Below are 19,351 nucleotides of genomic sequence, written 5' to 3'. Positions count from 1 at the left end.
GCAGAGCGCTCGATCATTCCTTTCGCCGCGACCGGCTCACCACCTCGGGCAGCCGGCCGCCAGTTGCTGCAGGCGCGCGCGCAGTGCCCGGAAGTCAGGACAATGCTGTGCGACCAGCGACCAGAAGCGGGGTCCATGGTTCATTTCGAGCAAGTGCGCCAGTTCATGAACGACCACGTAATCAATCACCGCGATCGGGAAATGAACCAGTCGCCAATTCAGGCGAACCGCTCCCCGTCGGCTGCAACTGCCCCAGCGCGTACGCGCCGACGAAAGCGACAAGGCCGGCGGGCGAACGCCAAGCCGCGGCACGTGATGGGCAATGCGCGCGGCGAACAGCGCTCGCGCGCGCTCGCGCAACGCTTTTTCCAGTACCCGCGGCGCATCCTCCGGACGGCGCAGGAAGAGGGTGAGCGTCGGGGCAGTGCCCTCCGCTGCCCAGACGGCGCGGTTGGCTCCGCTCGCCAGGCGCAGCGTGAGCCAATCGCCGAGCAGCGGAACCCGCTGCCCATCGCCAATCGAGAGTAGCGCGGCCGTCGGCGGCTGCCACTCGCCCAACTTGCGCGCGATCCAGTCGGCGTGCCGCAAGAGGGCTTGCTCGATGTCGCCGGGTGATGTCCACAAGGGTGCGCTGACGCGCAAGCCATGGCGGTCGACGACGAGGCCGATGCTGCGTCGGGTCGATCGGCGTAGCGAGTAGCCGATGGTCTGCCCCCCGATGACGATCGTACGCTGGACGTCCTGGCTGGCGACGGCTGCGCCGCGCTGCGCCGATCGCTCAAGCGGAGGCCGCATCGGCCGGGCCAGGATAGCGGTGCGGCGAGATGCGCCGCATCTCCGCCTCGATCCAGGCCGACGCCAGAGAATTGATGCGCGCCGCAGTCTTGCCGGCAGGATCGATCGCCGGCCCGATGCTGACGGTGATCAGCCCGGGCGTAATGGCGAAGCTGCTCTTGCGCCAGAACTCCCCGGCATCGTGCGCAACCGGTACCACCTTGTGCCCGCTGCGCACGGCGAGGTGCGCGCCACCCGGCTTGTAGCGACTGGTGAGCCCGGGTTCGACGCGTGTACCTTCGGGGAAGATAACCACCCAGTAGCCGGCCGCCAGACGTTCGCTCCCCTGGTCGAAGACCTGCTTGAGCGCCTCCTTGGCCTCACCACGATCGATCGAGATCATCTTCAGCGCCGCCAGTCCCCAGCCGAAGAACGGCACGCGCAGCAACTCGCGTTTCATCACGAAAACCAGCGGCGGAAAGACTTCCTGCAGGCCGACCGTTTCCCACGCCGACTGATGCTTGCTGAGCACGATGGCCGGTTCGGACGGCATGTTCTCGCGCCCGATCACCCGGTAGCGAAGACCGAGCAGGTAGCGGCAGAAGGCCATGAAACCGGCCCGCCAGGTGGCGATGATGCGGTAGCGGAACGGCAAGGGGCAAACGAGGGCAAGCGTCACGAGGATCCCGAAGGGAATCGTCCACAGGCCGACGAGGAGCAGGAAAAGCGCTGTCCGCAACGCTGGCATCAGGCGCCCAGGATGTAGTTGGTGGCCAGAGCAAGATCAGGGAAGACCGTCGTCCCGCTCGGCAGCCCGCCGCCGGCCTGGGTTTCGGTTCCCTTGCCGGTCAACACGAGGAGCGGCCTGGCACCCACCGCGGCCGCCGCCTGCAGATCACGCAGAGAATCTCCTATCGCCGGCACCCCCGCCAGATCGACGTTGAAACAACCGGCGATGCGCTCCAGCATGCCGGTCTTCGGTTTGCGGCAGTTGCAGTTGGCCTCGATCGGGTGCGGACAGTAGAAGATCGCGTCGATCCGCCCACCGGCGCCCAGCACCGCACGGTGCATCTTGTCGTGGATGGCGTTCAGCGTGTCCATGTCGAAGAGCCCGCGCCCGATGCCGGACTGATTGGTCGCGACGATGACCAGATAGCCGGCCTCGTGCAAGCGCGCGATGGCATCCAGGCTGCCGGGAATCGGCCGCCATTCTGCCGGCGACTTGATGAACTGCTTCGAATCGTAGTTGATCACGCCGTCGCGATCGAGAATGACCAGTTTCATACCGTCAGTTTCGCAATGTCGGCTACGGCGTTCAGTTCGTCGTAAAGCGCTTTCAACAGGCCCAGACGATTGTTGCGCAGCAGCGGTTCTTCAACGTTGACCATGACCTCGTCGAAAAAGCGATCGACTTCGCTGCGCACCGCGGCGAGAACCTTCAGCGCGTCGGCATAGTCCTCATTCTGCACATGCGAACTCACCTGCGGAGCGATCAGAATGACGCGCTGAAACAGCGCCTTCTCGGCCTCTTCCTCGAGCAGCGCGATGTCCGGCTCGGGCAGCGGGCCAGTCGCCTTGCGCAGAATGTTGCCAATGCGCTTGTTGGCTGCCGCCAGCGCCTGCGCTTCCGGCAAGCCGAGAAACTCGCGGACCGCGTCCAGGCGCGCCGGGACGAGATCGATTCGCGTCGGTCGCTGGGCGAGAACCGCTTCGATCACATCGCCCGCGTGACCGGCCTCGCGCAGCGTACCGCGCAGCCGTTCGAGCATGAAGCTCAACAGAGCTTCGTCGATTTCCTGCAGTTGAATCCCTTGCCGACGCAAACCGTCCTTGGCCTCGCCGATCAGCTCCGCCAGATCGAGCGGCAGCGGTGTTTCCATCAGGATGCGGAGAACACCGAGCGCGGCCCGGCGCAGGCCGAAGGGATCCTTGTCGCCGGTCGGCACCTGGCCGATGGCAAAAAAGCCGACCAGGGCATCAAGCTTGTCGGCCAACGCGGCGGCGCAAGCGATATTCCCCGCGGGCAGGACATCACCTGCGAAGCGCGGGCGGTAGTGCTGTTCGATCGCATCGGCAACGACCGGCAGACCGCCTTCGTGCAGCAGGTAATAACGCCCCATGATCCCTTGCAGTTCGGGGAATTCGCCGACCATGTCGGTGAGCAGGTCGATCTTCGAGTAAAGCGCCGCGCGCTCGGCCAGATTGGCGTCGGCGTGCAGTCTCCCGGCAATGCTGCGCGCCAGCCGGCCAAGCCGTTGCGCGCGATCGCCAAGCGTGCCGAGCTTGTGATGGTAGACCACCGACGCCAGGCGGGTGACCCGGTTGGCAAAACCGTTCTTGCGGTCCTGGTCGAAAAAGAAGCGCGCGTCGGACAAGCGTGGACGGACGACGCGTTCGTTACCACGAATGATCGGGCCGGGATCGGCCACTTCCATGTTCGAGACGATGAGAAACTTGTTGAGCAGCCAGCCCTCGCTGTCGAGCAGCGGGAAATACTTCTGGTTCTGCTGCATGGTCAGGATCAGGCACTCCTGCGGCACGGCAAGATACTCGGCCTCGAACTCGCCCACCTGGATTACCGGCCACTCGACCAGCGACGTGACTTCATCGAGCAGGCCATCGGCCGGGTTGATGCGCGCCGCCAGCCGGCTTGCCGCGTCGGCCAGCTGCCCGGCGATCGACGCACGCCGCTCGCCAAACGACGCGATGACCTTGCCGTCCGCCAGGCGGGCGGCATAGTCTTCGGCGTCGGCCAGGCTGATCTCGCCCTGCGACAGGAAACGATGACCCAGGGTGGCGCGCCCGCTGCGCAGGCCAAGCACCTCAGCCGGAACGACACGCGCGCCATGCAGGCAGATCAGGCTGTGTACCGGACGGACGAACTGATGATCGGAGTCGCCCCAGCGCATCAGCTTGGCAATCGGCAGCTTGCGCACCGCCTGCGTGACAATTTCGCCGAGGCAGGCGGCCAGATCCTCGCCCTTCTGCGTCCGCCGCGCGACGAAGTACTCGCCTTTTGCTTCGCGCGTCCGCTGCAGCTCGGCAAACGAGACGCCGGCCGCCCGCATGAAACCCTCGAGTGCTCGAGTTGGCCGTCCTTCGCCATCGACGGCACCGGCGACCGCCGGTCCCTTCTTCTCGATCACCCGCTCGGGCTGGCGCTCGCCAACCCGGGTAATCGCAACGGCCAGGCGACGGGGAGTCGCATACGGCGTGCAGACACTGTCGGCATGCAGGAACTGTTGCGCTCGCAAGGCTGAACAAATCGCCTCGGCGAAAGCCTCGGACAGGTTCTTGAGCGACTTCGGCGGCAGTTCTTCGGTGCGCAACTCGATCAGAAGCGTATCGCTCATCTCAGTCCTCCCCGCGGCTGATCGTCTGCGCCCGGCACATCGGAAAGCCGAGTGCCTGACGCGAATCATGGTAAGCCTGCGCCACCTCGCGCGCCAAGGCGCGTACCCGTCCGATGTACGCGGCGCGCTCAGTGACCGAAATGGCACCGCGCGCGTCGAGCAGGTTGAACGTATGCGAACACTTCATCACCATCTCGTAGGCCGGCAAGGCAAGCCCGGCGGCAATCAGACGCGTCGCTTCCGCCTCGAACTCGCTGAAATGACGGAAGAGCAGCTCGACGTTCGAATGCTCGAAGTTGTACTTCGACTGTTCGACCTCATTCTGGTGGTAAACATCCCCGTAGGTCACGCGGTAACCCGGTCCCGACGCCCAGACCAGGTCGAAGACGTTCTCGACACCCTGCAGATACATCGCCAGCCGCTCAATGCCGTAGGTGATCTCGCCGAGAACCGGTTTGCACGGCAACGATCCGACCTCCTGGAAGTAGGTGAATTGCGTCACTTCCATGCCGTCGAGCCAGACCTCCCAGCCCAGCCCCCAAGCGCCCAGCGTCGGGCTTTCCCAGTCGTCCTCGACAAACCGGATGTCATGCTCGGCGGTGGCGATGCCAAGCGCGCGCAGGGAGTCGAGGTAGAGTTCCTGAATGTTGTCGGGCGACGGCTTGAGGACCACCTGATACTGGTAATAATGCTGCAGCCGATTGGGGTTCTCCCCATAGCGACCATCTTTTGGCCGGCGTGAGGGCTGCACGTAGGCCGCGTTCCATGGCTCCGGTCCGATCGCACGCAAGAAGGTCGCCGTATGAAACGTCCCGGCGCCGACCTCCACATCATACGGCTGGAGCAGCGCACAACCTTGTTTGTCCCAGAAGTTCTCGAGACGCAGAATGACTTCCTGAAAAGTGGGCATGGCAGTATCGAATTGGAGCCGAAGCGAAGTGGACAATTCTACTGCATGCCGCGCACGCAATCGCACACGCGGCAAGCAGGCGCCTTACGACAACTCGACCTGAGCGCCCAGTTCGACCACCCGGTTGGGCGGAATCTTGAAAAAGGCGGTCGCCGTATCGGCGTTGCGGAACATCCAGGTGAACAGGATCTGCCGCCAATAGGCCATGCGCGAGCGACGCGAGATCGGCATCGTGACCACCGTCTCGCGACCAAGGAAGAACGACGTTTCCATCATCTCGAAACGCAGACCGTGCTGCGCCGCACACAGATCCATGACGTGCGGCACATCCGGATCGTCCTTGAAACCGTAGCGGACGAAGACGCGGAAGAAGCCGGCCGGCAAGCACTCGACGCGCACCCGCTCGTCCTCGGCAACGTGTGGCACGTCCTCGGTAACGACGTTGATCAGCACGACGCGTTTGTGCAGGACCTTGTTGTGATACAGATTATGCAAGAGCGCACGCGGTACGCCCTGCGGCTCGGCGGTCATGAAGATGCCTGTCCCCTCAACCCGTTGCGGCCCACCGGTAGCCAGGCTTTCGAGAAAGGCCGCGAGCGGTATCGACTCCGCCTGCAGCTTTTCGTAGAGGAGCTTGCGACCCAGTTTCCAGGTCGACAGCAGAGCAAACACCGACAGGCCGAGCACCAGCGGAAACCAGCCGCCATCGAGGATCTTGGTCACGTTGGCGGAAAAGAACGCAAAGTCGACGATGACGAAGAAGAGCAGAAACAGCGCGGCGTACGTCCAGTTCCACTTCCACAGTGCGCGCACGACGACGAAAGCGAGGATCGTATCGATCATCATGGTCAAGGTGACGGCGATGCCGTAGGCGGCAGCCAGATTCGACGACGAGCGAAAACCGACGACGACGACGATCACCGAGAGCAGGAGCAGCCAGTTGATGTTCGGCACGTAGATCTGCCCCTTCTCGCGTTCCGAGGTGAATTTGACCTGGATGCGCGGGCAGTAGCCGAGTTGCATCGCCTGGCTGGTCAGCGAAAAGGCGCCGGAAATGACCGCCTGCGAGGCAATCACGGTGGCCGCGGTGGCCAGGACGACGAGCGGAACGAGCAAGAGCTCGCTCGGCGCCAGCAGGAAGAAGGGATTTTCGATCGCCTTGGGATCGTGCAGCAGCAAGGCGCCCTGTCCGAGGTAGTTGAGATAGAGCAAGGGAAAGACGAAAGCGAACCAGGCCCATTTGATCGCCCGTCGACCGAAATGGCCCATGTCGGCGTAGAGCGCTTCGCCACCGGTGATGGCGAGCACGACCGCCCCCAGCGCCAGGAAGGCAAGCCCCCGATTGTCGACAAAAAACCTGACTGCGTACCACGGATTGATCGCCGCCAGCACCTCGGGATACTGCAAGACGTTCCACAAGCCGAGCGCGCCCAGCGTGGCGAACCAGAGCATCATCACCGGTCCGAACAAGGCGCCGACGGCGGCCGTTCCGTTGCGCTGGAAAAAGAAGAGTAGAACCAGAATGGTGACGGTAATCGGCAGGATGTAGGCCTTGAGCAGCGGCGTGATCACCTCCAGCCCCTCGACTGCGCTGAGCACCGACATCGCCGGGGTGATCACGGCATCGCCGTAGAACAGCGCGGCGCCGAAAATCCCCAGCAGAGAGAGCAGCCAGAGGACGCGCGGCGAGGCGTTGGCGGTGCGCAGCGCAAGCGCGGTCAAGGCCATGATGCCGCCCTCGCCCTTGTTGTCGGCGCGCGTGATCACCAGCACGTATTTCATTGACACGGTAATGGTCATCGCCCAGAAGACCAGCGAGAGTATCCCGAGGACATTGTCGGACGTCACGGCAACCGGATGATGGCCGCCGAAGACCTCGCGTACGGTATATAAGGGACTGGTTCCAATATCGCCGAAGACGACCCCCATCGCCGCCAGCGCGGTCGCCGCCAGGCCGGATTGCCCGCCGTGCGGCGCATTTTCTGCAGTCATTTTTCTCCCCCCTCGAATTGGATGATGAGTTCCCTGCCCCGCCGGGCAGGCAAACGGCTGCGTGACAGCTCCCCCTCGCTGGGCAGCGCCACCCGCACTGGGCGGCCCGTCTGCCTGCCGCTCCAGGCAGGTCGCCTATTGCGGCGCAACACGAAACGGCGGCATTCTACACCGCACAATAGGCCGCGCAATGCCCGGCCAGAGTCGACAGAAGCGCGTTTTGACTGCCGCGCAATGAATCGTTGCGAATTGTTTCAAGGCCTGCCGTAACCCCGGACAGCGGCCGTTTCGGCGAAATGCCGGGTGCTATACTTGGCTGTTTTTGCGCTTGGCGTCGGGAGGTCGCAATCATGGGCGAAGAGACTAGGCCGCTTGCTCCGGGAATGCTCGAGAAGCGGATCGCCGACGTTCATCTGACCGAAGTCCGCTCGCTGCTCTCGCTGCAGAAGCTGGTCGAAGACCTGGTACACGAGCAGACCGCACCCGACCAGGACGAAGTCGATGTCGAGCTGCAGCAGCAGTATCGCAAGGAGCTGCGCCAGAAGCTCAAGCTGATGCCGCCAAGAGAGATTGCCTACATCATCGAGTCGCTCGAACCGACCGAGCGCCTGGTCGTCTGGAACGAAGTCAAGGAAGGCGCCGACCCGATCCTTGCCCTGCTGCCCGACGATGTGCTCGAAGAATTGATCGATGACAGCCACTATCGCAACGAGAGAACCGCGATCACCGCCTTCGAGCTGCGCGATGGCCGCCTGCGCCAGATTTCAGTGGAGAAGCCCGAGGATCTGGAAGGCGTCAAACCGATCTGGGTCGACCTGATCGCGCCAACTAAGAAGATTCGCGCCTGGATCGGCAACCAGTTCGAAGTCGATCTGCCCGACCCCGGCGGCCTGACCGACCTTGAAGCCAGCGCGCGCTTCTATGTCGATGAAGAGGGCCATACTCATCTGCACTCCGACTTTCTGCTCGACACGCGCGAGGAATCGCGCAACGTACCGGTCGCGCTCATCCTGCAGAACGACGTGCTGTTCACCGTGCGCAGCGAAGAACTGCCGGTCTTCCGTCTGCAGCGCGCGCGCGCACGGACCAGACCCGGCTATGTCAACAGCGGCGGCGATGTCCTCCTCGACCTGTATGCCGCCGATGTCGAGTACTCGGCCAACGCGCTCGAGGACGTCTACGCCGAACTCGACCGCGTCGGACGCCAGGTGCTGCGCTCGCACACCAGCGACCAGGAAGCGTCGGCCATCCTGACTGCGATATCCGAGGCCGAGGATCTGAACGGCCGTACTCGACGTAGTGTTCTCGACACACGGCGCGCGCTCTCGTTTCTGATGCGCGGCAAGCTCCTTTCCGAAGCGCAGCATGCCGACGTACGCGAGATCCTGCGCGACATCGAGTCGCTCGACGGACACACCGCCTTCCTGTTCAACAAGATCAACTTCCTGATGGACGCCACCGACAGCGCGATCAACATCAACCAGAACAAGGACATCAAGCGGCTCACCGTACTCAGCGTCATTTTCATGCCGATCAACGTTCTCGCCGGCATGGGCGGAATGTCCGAGTTCTCCATGATGACGCAGGGAATTCCATGGCCGCTGGCCTATGCCACCTTCGCGATTGCGATGGTCGGCGTCGGCGCGCTCACCTTTTTCGGACTGCGCTTCTTCGAAAAGCGCACAGCGCGCAGCCGCAAGCTGGAAAACCGGCGAACTGACTGATCGCGCCCCACTTCGCCGAGCGGCTGCCGCGTGAAGGAACGTCAGTACATCGCCTGCCGACAGGCCGAATGGCGTGCCTGGGATCGCTGGCTGGCCGGACCCGGCAAGTGGACGGCAGCCAGCGCCGAGGCAGCCGAGACGCTCACTCCGGCCGACCTGCCGCATCGTTTTCGCCGGCTCTGCCACGACCTTTCCTTGGTACGCGAGCGCAACTACTCGGCCGCCGTCGCCGACGATCTTCGCCGGCGTGTCCTGGCCGCGCATCAGCGCATCTACGGCAGCGCGCGCCCCGCGCGAAGTGCCCTGCTCAACTTCATCGCACACGGCTTTCCCGCACGGGTCCGGCGCGAATGGCGCTTCGTGCTCGCCGCCGCGCTGCTGCTTTTCGTCCCCCTGCTCGGTATGCTGGTTGCCGTTCAGATCTGGCCGGACGCCGCTTTCCTGCTCCTCTCGGCGGAAACGGTGGGGGAAATCGAGCAGATGTACTCGCCTGCTGCGGCCCATCCGGGAAGGCCACGCGCCGCCACCAGCGAGTGGGCGATGTGGGCCTTCTATATTGCCAACAATGTGCGCATCGACTTCCAGGCCTTTGCCGGTGGTATCGCCTTTGGCCTGGGGACGATCTTCTACATGCTCTTCAATGGCCTGTACATCGGCGCTGTGGCCGGACATCTGACCCAGATCGGCTTTGTCGAAACGTTCTGGGGGTTTGTTGCCGGGCACAGCGCGAGCGAGCTGAGCGGCGCCACCCTCGCCGGCGCGGCCGGCCTCAAACTCGGCGCGGCGCTCGTCGCACCCGGCCGGCGCAGCCGCCTGGCAGCCTTGCAGGAGAACGGCAAGATCGCCGCCGAGTTGCTCTGCGGTGCGGCGGCCTTGACTTTTCTGGCCGCTTTCATCGAAGCCTTCTGGTCGCCGCGAACGGACGTCAGCCTGGTCGTCAAGCTGGCGGTCGGTGCCGCCGGCTGGCTGCTCATCTGGGCCTACCTGTTGTTCGCCGGGCGTCGCTCCGATGCGGCTTGAGCAGATCGCGCTCCACCTGCGCCGGCGAACGCCCTGGGAAGCGCTCGACCTTGGCCACGCCATGTTCCGCACCTGGAGCTGGCCAGCCTATCGCGCCTGGCTGCTCACCTACTGGCTGGCTGGCCTGGGCGTCCTGGCGCTGACGTCGCCCTGGCCGCAGTATTCCGCGCTCGTCCTCTGGTGGCTGAAACCGCTCTTCGATCGCGTGCTGCTGCATGTCTTCAGTCGCTCGCTGTTTGGCGCCGACGATCGCCCGCGCGCTCTGCCTGGCGAACTGCTGCGCCTGCTGCGCGGCCCTGGGCTGCTTGCCGGACTGAGCTTGCGCCGTTTCAGCATGGCACGCTCGTTCCTGCTCCCCGTCTGGCAACTCGAGGAGCAGCGCGGCAGCGCCGCGCGCGCGCGCTTTCGATTGCTTTCCCGGCGCTATCGCGGTTACGCTGCGTGGCTGACCTTCTTCTGCGCCAACATGTCGTCGCTGCTCACCCTATCACTGCTCATCGCACTGTCTGCGCTGTCGCCGGGCGACACCTCGCTGATCAGCCTCGAGCAGTGGTTCCGCAACGATCTGAGCAGCACCCAGCATCTCCTCGGCAACCTGGTCTACATGCTCGCCGAAAGCATCGTCGAACCGCTCTACGTCGCCTCCGGCTTCTCGCTCTATCTGAACCGACGCAGCGAGCTGGAAGCCTGGGACATCGAACTCGGCCTGCGCCGCCTGGCCGAGCGCAGCGCGTCGACGCCGGCTGGCAGGCCGGCGATAAGCAAGTCCGGGGCGCTGCTCGCCCTGTTCCTGCTGTGCACGCTGATGCCGTGGCCAGCGCCGGGACTGGCGGCGCAAGACTCCCCACCGCCGACGAGCGAAGAAAGTGCCGTGCAGTGTCCGGCGCCGGACGGCGACTCGGCCGCCGAGGACAGCGGTGACGACGCGTCGGCCGACGACAGCCGGTCGAGCACGGACCCGCCAACCGCGCAAGCAACGCCAGCGCGCCAGGCGATCGACGCGGTTCTCGCCGACCCGGTCTTCGGGCAAGTCCGCGAGGACTGGACCTGGCGCTGGCGCGCCGACGAGGCGGCAAAGGACGACAGCACTGCGCTCGGCTGGCGCGCGCGGCTGGCGATACTCGAGCAGATTGCCCAACTCCTGCGCAACCTCCTGCCGCTGGTTGCCGGAGTTGCCCTGGCGCTCCTCATCTATCTGCTCGTTCGCCATCGCCGGCAGGCACCGCCGATGACGCGTGCGGCGGTGCCGGCAAGCGTGCTCGGTATCGACCTCGACCCCGCCGCGCTACCGGCCGATCCGGCAGCCGCGGCGCGCCAGGCGCTGGCTGCCGGCAAGGCCAGCCTGGCGCTCAGCCTGCTCTACCGCGGCGCCATCGTCGCCCTGATGAACAGGCAAGGCATGCATTTTCTTGCCGCCGACACCGAGGACGACTGCCTGCAGCGCATCGCCGGGCGCCTCGACGAACATGGTGAGCGCTGCTTCAGCGAGATCGTCGAGGCCTGGCGACGGATCGCCTATGCCCAGCAGCCGCCCCCGGCCGACCAGGTCGAACGCCTGATCGGTGGCTGGCAAGCATGTTTCGGCGCCGCAACTGGGGGACCGCCATGAAGCAGCGCGCGCTCTACTCCGGACTTCTCGTGGCGCTTGCCCTGGGTCTTGTCGGCTTCTGGCTGCTCGACCACCTGGAGCGTGTACCGGTCGTGCAGCGCGAGCCGGCGCAGCGCGAAGCCATGCGAAATCCTTACCTGGCACTGGAACGTTTCACCGAGCGCCAGGGCGGCCGGCTGGCGCGCGCCTCCGACGCGCGCGCGCTTGAACGTCTGCCGCCGGGCGGCACCTTGTTCCTTGACCGGCAGCGCCCACACCTGCTGTCGGCTGCGCGCCTGCAAGGCGTGCTCGACTGGGTGGCGAACGGCGGCTATCTGATCGCCGTCGCCGAGTTGCCCGGCGTCGCCGACCCCCTGCTCGACCGCCTCGGCGTCAGTCGAACGCCACAGCCGTTGCGCGCACGCCAGCCACCCGGCGTGCTCGAGGTCAACCTGCCGGGCGGCGCCCGCCCCCTGCACATCAATCTCGCCGAAACGACGCTGCGCCCCGGCACGCGGCAGCCCGCCTGGAGCGCCGGACGGCGGCCAAACGCCGCGCAGATCCTGCATTTCAGCGTCGGTCGCGGTCATCTGACGATAGCCGCCGACCTCGACGCGCAACTGAGCAATGCGCGCATCGGCGACAACGATCATGCCGAACTGTACTGGTCACTGCTTGAACGTTACGACCGCTCGGCGCAGCCGCAGGTCCTCCTGCTCTCCCGCCTGCGCATGCCGACGCTCTTTACCTGGCTATGGGAGACCGCCTGGGCGGCTTGCCTGGCTGCCGGTGCGCTGCTCGGCCTCTGGCTGTGGAGCGTCGTCCCGCGTTTCGGCAGCATCCGCCCCGAGGCAGCGCCAGGGCGGCGCGAACTGCGCGAGCATCTGGCCGCGGTTGGTCGCTACCTGTGGCGCTCAGGTGGGCTCGCCGCGCTGCTGTCGCCCGCTCGCGAACACTTTCAGCGCCGCCTGCAGCATCGCCAGCCGGCAATCGCTGCCTTGCCACCCGAAGCACGCGCTACCGCGCTCAGCACACTCACCCACCGCCCGGCAACGGCGATCGCCGCTGCACTCGCCGGCCCGGCCGACACTGCACGCAGCTTCACGGCGGCGCTGCGCCTGCTGCGCAATCTCGAACGCGACCTTTGACAGCCGACATGAACGCCATCCCCCCCACGCTTCCCGAAGAGAGGCTGCGCCAGGCAGAGCAGATCGCCAATGCACTGCGCAGCGAGATCAACAAGGCAATCATCGGCCAGCAGGCGGTCATCGACGAGGTCCTGATCGGCCTGCTGGCCGATGCCCACGTCCTGATCGAGGGCGTGCCCGGTCTCGGCAAGACCTTGCTGGTCAAGGCGCTGGCACGCAGCTTCAGCGGCCAGACGCGACGCATTCAGTTCACGCCCGACCTGATGCCCTCCGATGTCGTCGGACACACCCTGTTCGATACGGCGAGCGGCCGTTTCGTCACCCGCCAGGGACCGGTGTTCACCAATCTGCTGCTCGCCGACGAAATCAATCGCGCCCCGGCGAAGACGCAGTCGGCGCTGCTCGAGGCGATGCAGGAGAAGCAAGTCACGCTGGAGGGCAATAGCGCGCCTTTGCCGCGCCCCTTCATGGTTCTCGCGACGCAGAATCCGATCGAACAGGAGGGGACCTACCCGCTGCCGGATGCCCAGCTCGACCGCTTCCTGTTCAAGATCCGGATTGACTACCCGAGCGAAGCAGATGAAATCGCGCTCACCCGACAGGTGACCCGCACCCGCACCGGGGCCGATCTCGACGTCGACACGGTGGCCACGCTGCTCCAACCGGAGGCCGTGCTCGCGCTCCAGCAGTGGGCCGCGCACGTCGTGCTCGATGAGCGCGTGATCGCTTACGCGGTGGCTATCGTGCGCGCCAGCCGCACGGCACCTGGATTCGCCAACGGCGCCGGTTCGCGCGGTCCGCTTGCCCTCGTGCGCGGCGCACGCGCACGCGCGCTGATGGCCGGACGGGGGTTTGCCACTCCCGACGATGTCAAGGCGGTCGCCCTGCCCGCTCTGCGCCACCGCGTAACGCCGGCAGCCGAAGCCGAAATCGAAGGGCTCTCAGCCGATGACCTGCTGCGTTCGCTGCTTGAACGTGTGCCGGCGCCACGCCTCTAGATGCTGCTCCCGGCGCGTCGGCTGCTCTTCGCCGCTCTTCTCTGTCTGTTGCTCGGCATCGCCGCGGCAGCCAGCACACGCCTCGCCGATCTCTGGCCAGCGGCGCTGACCACTGTCGCGACGATCGCCACGCTCGACGCCGTGCTCGCCCGCCGTCAGCGCGGGCGGCTCAGCGTGCGCCGCGAGTTCCCGCACGCCATGCCGGTAGGCACCTGGCAGACGGTCGAACTCCACCTGCGGTTGAGCACCGGACAACTCAGCGGCTGGCTGGAGGACGGCCATCCACCGGCTTTCGCCCGCGCCGGCCTGCCGCTCGCGTTCTCGCTCGAGGCCGGTCAGGACCTGCGCGTGGCGTACCGGATTGCCGTCAGCCAGCGCGGCCGGCATACCTTTTCCGGTGTCGTGCTGCGCTGGGTTTCACCCTTGCGCCTATGGCTCGTCCAGGAAGCCGCCGCCTTGTTCGACGAACTCCGCGTCTTTCCCAATTTTGCTCGCATTGCCCACTACAGCTTGCTGGCTACCGACCACCGCCTGTCGCAGATCGGCATTCTGCAGCGTCGCCGACGTGGCGAGGGCATGGAGTTCCATCAATTGCGCGACTACCGGCAGGACGACTCGCCACGCCGCATTGACTGGCCAGCCAGTGCGCGTTGCCGCCGGCTGATCGCGCGCGAGTACCAGGATGAACGCGATCAGCAGATCGTTTTCCTGCTCGACTGCGGCGCACGCATGCGTGCACACGACGGCGAGCTGTCACACTTCGACCATACGCTGAACGCCTTGCTGCTGCTCGCCTACGTCGCGCTGCGTCAGGGCGACGCCGTCGGTCTGGCGACTTTCGGCCACGCGCAACCGCGCGTGCTGCTGCCGAGCAAGTCGGTGGCCACCGTGAAGAGGATCATGAGTGCAGTGTACGACCTGGAGCCGACGCTGCAGGTTACCGACTATCTGGCGGCTGGCGAAATTCTTACTCGTCACCTGCACAAACGCGCGCTGGTCATCCTGCTCACCAACCTGCGCGATGAAGACGACGACACGCTGCTGCCGGCTGTCCGCCATCTACGCCGCCGGCACGCGCTCACCCTGGCCAGTCTGCGCGAGCCCGTGCTCGACGAGGTGGTCGAGGCGCCAGTAACCGACTTCGACGCCGCCCTGCTGCGCGGCGCCGGTCTCGAGTACCTGCAGGCGCGGCAACGCCAGTTGGCGCTGCTGCGTCGCAATGGCTTGCACGTCCTCGACGTCAGTCCGCGCGCACTGCCCGTCGCCTTGATCAATCACTATTGGGAGAGGAAGCGCGCCGGCGAGTTATAGTGCGCGCTGCAACCCGGACCGGCGCGCCGCCGCACGCGGAACAGGCGCAATCCGGCAAGAAAGCCACCGCTTGACGATACGGAAGGTGTGGACAATGCGATGACTGGCAGCGACCTTCGATGTCGTTCACCGCTGGCGCGCGCCGGTCGGCGCCGACGTGCCGCCGCCAGGCGAGGCGTGCGCGCTGAGCTTGGCAGCCGGCACCAGCAAGGGCTCGCCGGCCGGGCGCCCCGGCGGCCCACTTGCCTGGCGCTGCGTGGGGTCGGCGGCCTTTGTCTTTGCCCGCGACGATGAGCACCGATCAGCAACGCCTGGACACGCTGTGCACGATCTCCACACCGGAAGCGTGCCAGATCGACCTGCGGGTTGCCGGACCCGTCTCGCGGGCACGCGCCTGGTTCATCGACTTCTGTATCCGCTTCGTCGTCTGGCTGGTCCTCGTCGTCGCCGCCAACTCGATCGGCGACCTCGGCGTCGGACTGATGTTGCTCGGCGCCTTCGCCCTCGAATGGTTCTACCCGATCGTCTTCGAGGTCTACCGGCGCGGGCAGACGCCTGGCAAGCAGGCCTGCGGCCTGACCGTGTTGCACGACGACGGCCGCCCGCTCGGCTGGCGCGCCGCCTTTCTGCGCAACACGCTGCGCGCGGTCGATTTTCTCCCAGTTGGCTACGCCCTTGGCTTCATCGCCTGCCTGTTCAATGGCTATGGCAAGCGGCTCGGCGACCTGGCAGCGGGAACGCTGGTCGTCTATGTCGAAACCACGCCAGTGCGCGACCTGATCCTGGACGACAAACTGGGCAGCGAAGCGCCTCCTTTCGCCCTCACCCGCGACGAGCAGGTCGCCATCATCGAATTCACCCGGCGAGCCGACACGCTGACCAGCGAACGGGCTGCCGAGGTCGCTGCGGCGGCCGGCGCGCTGACCGCCGGCCTCGACGGTGAGGCGGCGCAGCAGCGCCTGCGGCGCATCGGCAACTTCCTCCTCGGTGGGCATCGCGCCTCGACCTCGCGCGACTAGGTCTGCGCCAAGCACAAAGTCCACTTCTGCCGGCCTGGTCGGAGGCGGTGCTCAGCGCAGCCAGCCGCTTGTCGTCTCCCGGCCGTCACCTGCGCTCCTCCAAGGCTACCGCCTGCCGCCCCGAGCCAACCCGCGCAGCCGGCTCGTCCTGCTTCTTGTCGGCCCCGGCCAAGCCGAGTGCTTGCCGCCTGGTTGCGGTCACGGCGAATCGTCTGCAGGTGAACGTTGCGCTGCCAAGCTGATGAAAGCCTCGAGCAAACCGGGATTGCCTTGCCGGGCAGAACGTCCAAAGAGTTGCCGGTCGACCCGCGACTCTCGTACAACTCGGTCAGGTTGACACCCCCGCCATTCTTGCCCAGGCCACCGCAAGTTCGGTCGCCAGCAAGGGGGTCATCCAGCACGAACTGCGCTTGCTGCAGTTTGCCGCTTCGCCGAGCCACCGCTGTAGCTGCCAAAAGCGACCCGACGCGCTCCTTGGCGCCTGGTGCCTCGTTCAGCTCCTGGTGGACCCTGGACCGCCACCGCCTCTGCCGGTTGCCAGCCGACAATGTTGGCGTAACGCCAGATTGGCTGCGTCGGACTCACTGGGGCTGCTTTGCTGCGATACCTGTCCTTGGCCGGCAGCAGCGTCGAATTATGTGCCAGGTACTGGCGGTCATTGTCATTCGTGTTCCCACTGGCGCTCGACTGCGACGACAGTGCACCGAACGCCTGATCCGTCTTCGCCTTGGCAAGCTCGACATCGACCTTGGCCGAAAGCCAGGTCGGCTCACCCGCGCGGGCAGAATCAAGCACGGCGGAAAGGGACTGTGCGCTGGGCTGCCCAGGCAGTATCATTGCCAGCGACAGACCGAAAAGGCGCCCGGCCAAGCGCAACCGTCCCGCCGACCACCGCGGGTGGGCGTGACCAATCCTCCGTGCGAACAGGAAGCGCCTGGATACCTTCAAGAAAGCTTGCATTGCAGCGCGTGCATGATGGCCAGCACGCCGCCGCCTCTCTTCAGAATCTCCTTCTCCATCCGCGGCTTCGCGGCCTCCTGCCGGAGTCGCTTCAGATCCGCTTCGCTTTCGCTCAACCGCCGCCCGCCGAGAGCCCAACCGCGAGCCATGGGAAATACTCGGCAGCTTGCCGTCCAGCGCAACGCGCTTGCTGCCCAACTGCCTGGCGCGCGCAAGGAGCGCGCAGCGGCAGGTAAAGCGTTCGCTGTCGCAGACCCGTTTCAACCCACCGAAAGAAACAATTTTGCACTCGCCGCTGGGCATCGGCTGCTCCGTCTCAGGCTGGCGTTGGCATGCCTGCTGGAAGCGCAAGCTTGCCCGGCGCAGGCGGGCGGCAAGTTTGCGGCGAAACTCACTTCGCCCGAGAGCCGGCGCCGCCAACTCCGAATCGCTGTCGAGCAGAGCGTCTGCGGCAGCCATGTACTCGCTCGGAAGGTACAGGTACGCGATGAGTTTCGCGTCCACCGCAATCATGCACGTCCCTGCCATTTGACAAGCTCTCGCACGCCCGAAGCTCGTGCGCTCCTGGCGCAGCACCCGGTTGGCGCGCTGGAACCAGGCGTTCAGAGGAGAGCTGCTTGACCGGCGCGAGTACCGCTGCAAGAAAAACGCTGCCCTGGCTGTTTCGGCCTTGGCCGTCCACCTTCGCTGCGGTCTTCAGCCGGTCTTGCCGCTGGTCTGGGCGCCAGGGCTTACTTCAGCCGTTTCTCCAGCTTGTCGACCAGCTTGCGCAAGGCGGGCTCGTCAAGCAGGCGCCTGGCCTCCTTGACCGAAACCCAGCGCCGTTCGCGGTGGTTTTCCTCCCATTCCGTGTCCGGGATACATTCGATGACCGCCATCGGAAAGACCGCCACGCTGCAAACGCCACCCCACTTGGCGTAGTCATAATGGCCGATCGGCTCCTGGTCAAGGTCGCCACGTATGCCGGCTTCCTCGAGCGCTTCCTTGCTCGCCGAATCACGCAGCGAGAGTTCCGGCTCCTTGACGCCCTTCGGCAGAACCCAGCGCGTTCCCCGGCGCGAAGCGATGATCATCACTTCCAGCTTGTTGTCGCGACGGCGATAAGGCAGCACGGCCGACTGGGTAAAGAAATAGTCGGGTACGGGTCCTTGCTCACTGGTGTCCTCGGCTGCCTTCACCAGCAGATCGTCAGCCAGCTCACCCGGACGGGTCACTGAGACCAAGGTCGCGCAACCGCGCGCCAGGTTGCGCCAATCTTCAGCGATCTCCAGTCGAGCGAGCGCCGAGGTGGGGAGGATCTTGCCGTCCTCGGGAACGTCGACCTGGCCCGCCAGATACTCGACGAGTTCCTCCAGGCCCGGATTGTGGCCAACCAGCATGACCCGGCGAGTGCTTTTCGAGCATTCGGCGAGTGCCGCCAACAGGGCTTCGACTGGCGCCGCGTACAAGCGCTCGTCCCAGCGGACGGTCTTCGCCGGCAGACGCATGGCCTTGCAGGCAAGCATCGTGGTCGCCCGCGCGCGCTCGGCCGGCGAACTGATCACCGCCTCGGGAACCAGCTTCTGCTGCCGGATCCAGGCGCCCATCTTCTGGCTGCCCTGACGACCGCGAGCGACCAGCGGTCGGTGGTAGTCTTCATGACCGGTGTTCCAGTCGGATTTCCCGTGACGCAATATCAGCAAGGTCTTGGCTTTCATTTCGCTACTCTCTTTCTCCCAATTTGAGGTAAATGCCGCCGGCCACTGCCGGCCGCGGCACGTGCGCGATCGCGCCAGGCAGACGTATGATAACGGATGCCACTGGCCGGAAAAACGGGCGACTGCCTAGCTGCTGCCGTTGCGCAAGACCTCGATCGGTGGCGCCTGCAGCAGCCTGGCCGCTGCCAACCAGCCGGCGGCAGTGACCAGCGCGGCGCCGCCGATCATCGCCAGTGGCGGCAACCATGGGTTGGCGGCAAGCTCGAAGTGAAACACGCGGCGAGCCAGGAACTCGCCAACCCCCATCGCGGCGAGCGCGGCGAGCAATCCGGCCAGCCCGCCGACCACGGCAAACTCGGTGAGCAGCGCACGCCGCAACTGCTCCCGGCGCGCGCCGAGCGCGCGCATGACGGCCAGTTCGTAGCGCCGCTCGTCAGCCGCCGAAGCCAGCGCCGCGTGCAGAACAATCACCCCGGCGGCCAGCGTGAACAGGAAGACGAACTGGATCGCTCGCGCTACCTGCTGCATGATCGCCTGTAACTGCTGTACGATCGCAGCCACATCGATCACGGTCAGGTTGGGAAACTCGCCCACCAGCCGGTTAACCACGTCCTCGCGTCCGGAAGGTAGATGGAAGCTGGTAATCCAGCTCGCCGGGTAGCCCTCGAGCAGCAAGGGCGGCGTGAGGACGAAGAAGTTCGCCCGCATCGTGTCCCAATTGACTTTGCGCAGGCCGACGATGCGTACCCGGACCGGCTCACCGGCGACGAGAAACTCGAGCTGGTCGCCAACCGCCAGACCGAGCGTCCGGGCAAGACCGTCTTCGACCGACGCGACGGCGCCACTGCTGCGCTCGT

Annotated in this window: 16 protein-coding genes; 7 read left to right on the top strand and 9 right to left on the bottom strand. The window is 65.6% G+C overall.

What is annotated here, in order from left to right:
• Positions 1-36 precede the first annotated feature (36 nt).
• The 6 genes from RKP46_RS06895 to RKP46_RS06870 form a co-directional block, all read right to left on the bottom strand.
• Entirely contained in the window at positions 37-795 is a 759-nt protein-coding gene (locus tag RKP46_RS06895) for a SprT family zinc-dependent metalloprotease (RefSeq protein WP_311105959.1), read from the bottom strand.
• Positions 779-1,522: a lysophospholipid acyltransferase family protein gene (locus RKP46_RS06890; RefSeq protein WP_311105958.1), complete on the bottom strand. Its 744-nt coding sequence runs from the start codon at positions 1,520-1,522 to the stop codon at positions 779-781. The genes RKP46_RS06895 and RKP46_RS06890 overlap by 17 nt, the downstream gene beginning before the upstream one ends.
• Positions 1,522-2,058, bottom strand: a complete 537-nt coding sequence (gmhB, locus tag RKP46_RS06885) for a D-glycero-beta-D-manno-heptose 1,7-bisphosphate 7-phosphatase (protein WP_311105957.1) — start codon at positions 2,056-2,058, stop codon at positions 1,522-1,524. The genes RKP46_RS06890 and gmhB overlap by 1 nt, the downstream gene beginning before the upstream one ends.
• Positions 2,055-4,127 (bottom strand): glycine--tRNA ligase subunit beta, encoded by a 2,073-nt coding sequence (gene glyS, locus RKP46_RS06880; RefSeq protein WP_311105956.1) that lies wholly within the window; start codon positions 4,125-4,127, stop codon positions 2,055-2,057. The genes gmhB and glyS overlap by 4 nt, the downstream gene beginning before the upstream one ends.
• Before the next feature lies 1 nt (position 4,128).
• The gene (gene glyQ / locus RKP46_RS06875) at positions 4,129-5,037 is read right to left on the bottom strand and encodes a glycine--tRNA ligase subunit alpha (protein ID WP_311105955.1); all 909 of its coding nucleotides are present in this window, start codon (positions 5,035-5,037) and stop codon (positions 4,129-4,131) included.
• Between the two features lie 84 nt (positions 5,038-5,121).
• Positions 5,122-7,029: a potassium transporter Kup gene (locus RKP46_RS06870; protein ID WP_311105954.1), complete on the bottom strand. Its 1,908-nt coding sequence runs from the start codon at positions 7,027-7,029 to the stop codon at positions 5,122-5,124.
• 350 nt (positions 7,030-7,379) lie between these two features.
• Here RKP46_RS06870 and RKP46_RS06865 point away from each other — a divergent pair, with 350 nt between their 5' ends.
• The 7 genes from RKP46_RS06865 (at position 7,380) to RKP46_RS06835 (ending at position 15,837) form a co-directional block, all read left to right on the top strand.
• Positions 7,380-8,753 carry a CorA family divalent cation transporter gene (locus RKP46_RS06865; protein WP_311105953.1) on the top strand — a complete coding sequence of 458 codons (1,374 nt, stop codon included), beginning with the start codon at positions 7,380-7,382 and terminating at the stop codon, positions 8,751-8,753.
• A 30-nt stretch (positions 8,754-8,783) separates the two neighbouring features.
• Positions 8,784-9,773: a stage II sporulation protein M gene (locus RKP46_RS06860; protein WP_311105952.1), complete on the top strand. Its 990-nt coding sequence runs from the start codon at positions 8,784-8,786 to the stop codon at positions 9,771-9,773.
• Positions 9,763-11,382, top strand: a complete 1,620-nt coding sequence (locus RKP46_RS06855) for a DUF4129 domain-containing protein (protein WP_311105951.1) — start codon at positions 9,763-9,765, stop codon at positions 11,380-11,382. Before RKP46_RS06860 ends, RKP46_RS06855 begins: the two co-directional genes overlap by 11 nt.
• Positions 11,379-12,509, top strand: coding sequence for a DUF4350 domain-containing protein (locus RKP46_RS06850; protein WP_311105950.1), 1,131 nt, complete (start codon positions 11,379-11,381; stop codon positions 12,507-12,509). Before RKP46_RS06855 ends, RKP46_RS06850 begins: the two co-directional genes overlap by 4 nt.
• An 8-nt stretch (positions 12,510-12,517) precedes the next feature.
• On the top strand, positions 12,518-13,507 hold the full coding sequence (locus tag RKP46_RS06845) for a MoxR family ATPase (protein ID WP_311105949.1): 990 nt from the start codon (positions 12,518-12,520) through the stop codon (positions 13,505-13,507).
• Positions 13,508-14,818 (top strand): DUF58 domain-containing protein, encoded by a 1,311-nt coding sequence (locus RKP46_RS06840; RefSeq protein WP_311105948.1) that lies wholly within the window; start codon positions 13,508-13,510, stop codon positions 14,816-14,818.
• Between the two features lie 290 nt (positions 14,819-15,108).
• Positions 15,109-15,837, top strand: a complete 729-nt coding sequence (locus RKP46_RS06835; RefSeq protein ID WP_311105947.1) for an RDD family protein — start codon at positions 15,109-15,111, stop codon at positions 15,835-15,837.
• A gap of 944 nt (positions 15,838-16,781) precedes the next feature.
• On the opposite strand, the gene RKP46_RS06830 is transcribed toward RKP46_RS06835, so the two are convergent.
• The 3 genes from RKP46_RS06830 to RKP46_RS06820 all read right to left on the bottom strand — a co-directional run.
• The gene (locus RKP46_RS06830; RefSeq protein ID WP_311105946.1) at positions 16,782-16,913 is read right to left on the bottom strand and encodes a hypothetical protein; all 132 of its coding nucleotides are present in this window, start codon (positions 16,911-16,913) and stop codon (positions 16,782-16,784) included.
• A 615-nt stretch (positions 16,914-17,528) separates the two neighbouring features.
• Positions 17,529-18,494, bottom strand: a complete 966-nt coding sequence (locus RKP46_RS06825; protein WP_311105945.1) for a histidine phosphatase family protein — start codon at positions 18,492-18,494, stop codon at positions 17,529-17,531.
• Positions 18,495-18,620: 126 nt separating this feature from the next.
• A partial coding sequence (locus tag RKP46_RS06820) for an FtsX-like permease family protein (RefSeq protein WP_311105944.1) occupies positions 18,621-19,351 on the bottom strand: 731 nt, incomplete at its 5' end.

It is taken from the genome of Accumulibacter sp., from assembly GCF_031732815.1.
Classification (GTDB): domain Bacteria; phylum Pseudomonadota; class Gammaproteobacteria; order Burkholderiales; family Rhodocyclaceae; genus Accumulibacter.
Note: the sequence above shows the minus strand (reverse complement) of the source record. Positions and strands in the feature narration are given on the sequence as shown.

Coding starts and splice junctions, on each gene's coding strand:
- RKP46_RS06895 (WP_311105959.1), bottom strand. CDS start 795: ATGCGGCCTCCGCTTGAGCGATCGGCGCAGCGCGGCGCAGCCGTCGCC.
- RKP46_RS06890 (WP_311105958.1), bottom strand. CDS start 1,522: ATGCCAGCGTTGCGGACAGCGCTTTTCCTGCTCCTCGTCGGCCTGTGG.
- gmhB (WP_311105957.1), bottom strand. CDS start 2,058: ATGAAACTGGTCATTCTCGATCGCGACGGCGTGATCAACTACGATTCG.
- glyS (WP_311105956.1), bottom strand. CDS start 4,127: ATGAGCGATACGCTTCTGATCGAGTTGCGCACCGAAGAACTGCCGCCG.
- glyQ (WP_311105955.1), bottom strand. CDS start 5,037: ATGCCCACTTTTCAGGAAGTCATTCTGCGTCTCGAGAACTTCTGGGAC.
- RKP46_RS06870 (WP_311105954.1), bottom strand. CDS start 7,029: ATGACTGCAGAAAATGCGCCGCACGGCGGGCAATCCGGCCTGGCGGCG.
- RKP46_RS06865 (WP_311105953.1), top strand. CDS start 7,380: ATGGGCGAAGAGACTAGGCCGCTTGCTCCGGGAATGCTCGAGAAGCGG.
- RKP46_RS06855 (WP_311105951.1), top strand. CDS start 9,763: ATGCGGCTTGAGCAGATCGCGCTCCACCTGCGCCGGCGAACGCCCTGG.
- RKP46_RS06850 (WP_311105950.1), top strand. CDS start 11,379: ATGAAGCAGCGCGCGCTCTACTCCGGACTTCTCGTGGCGCTTGCCCTG.
- RKP46_RS06845 (WP_311105949.1), top strand. CDS start 12,518: ATGAACGCCATCCCCCCCACGCTTCCCGAAGAGAGGCTGCGCCAGGCA.
- RKP46_RS06840 (WP_311105948.1), top strand. CDS start 13,508: ATGCTGCTCCCGGCGCGTCGGCTGCTCTTCGCCGCTCTTCTCTGTCTG.
- RKP46_RS06835 (WP_311105947.1), top strand. CDS start 15,109: ATGAGCACCGATCAGCAACGCCTGGACACGCTGTGCACGATCTCCACA.
- RKP46_RS06825 (WP_311105945.1), bottom strand. CDS start 18,494: ATGAAAGCCAAGACCTTGCTGATATTGCGTCACGGGAAATCCGACTGG.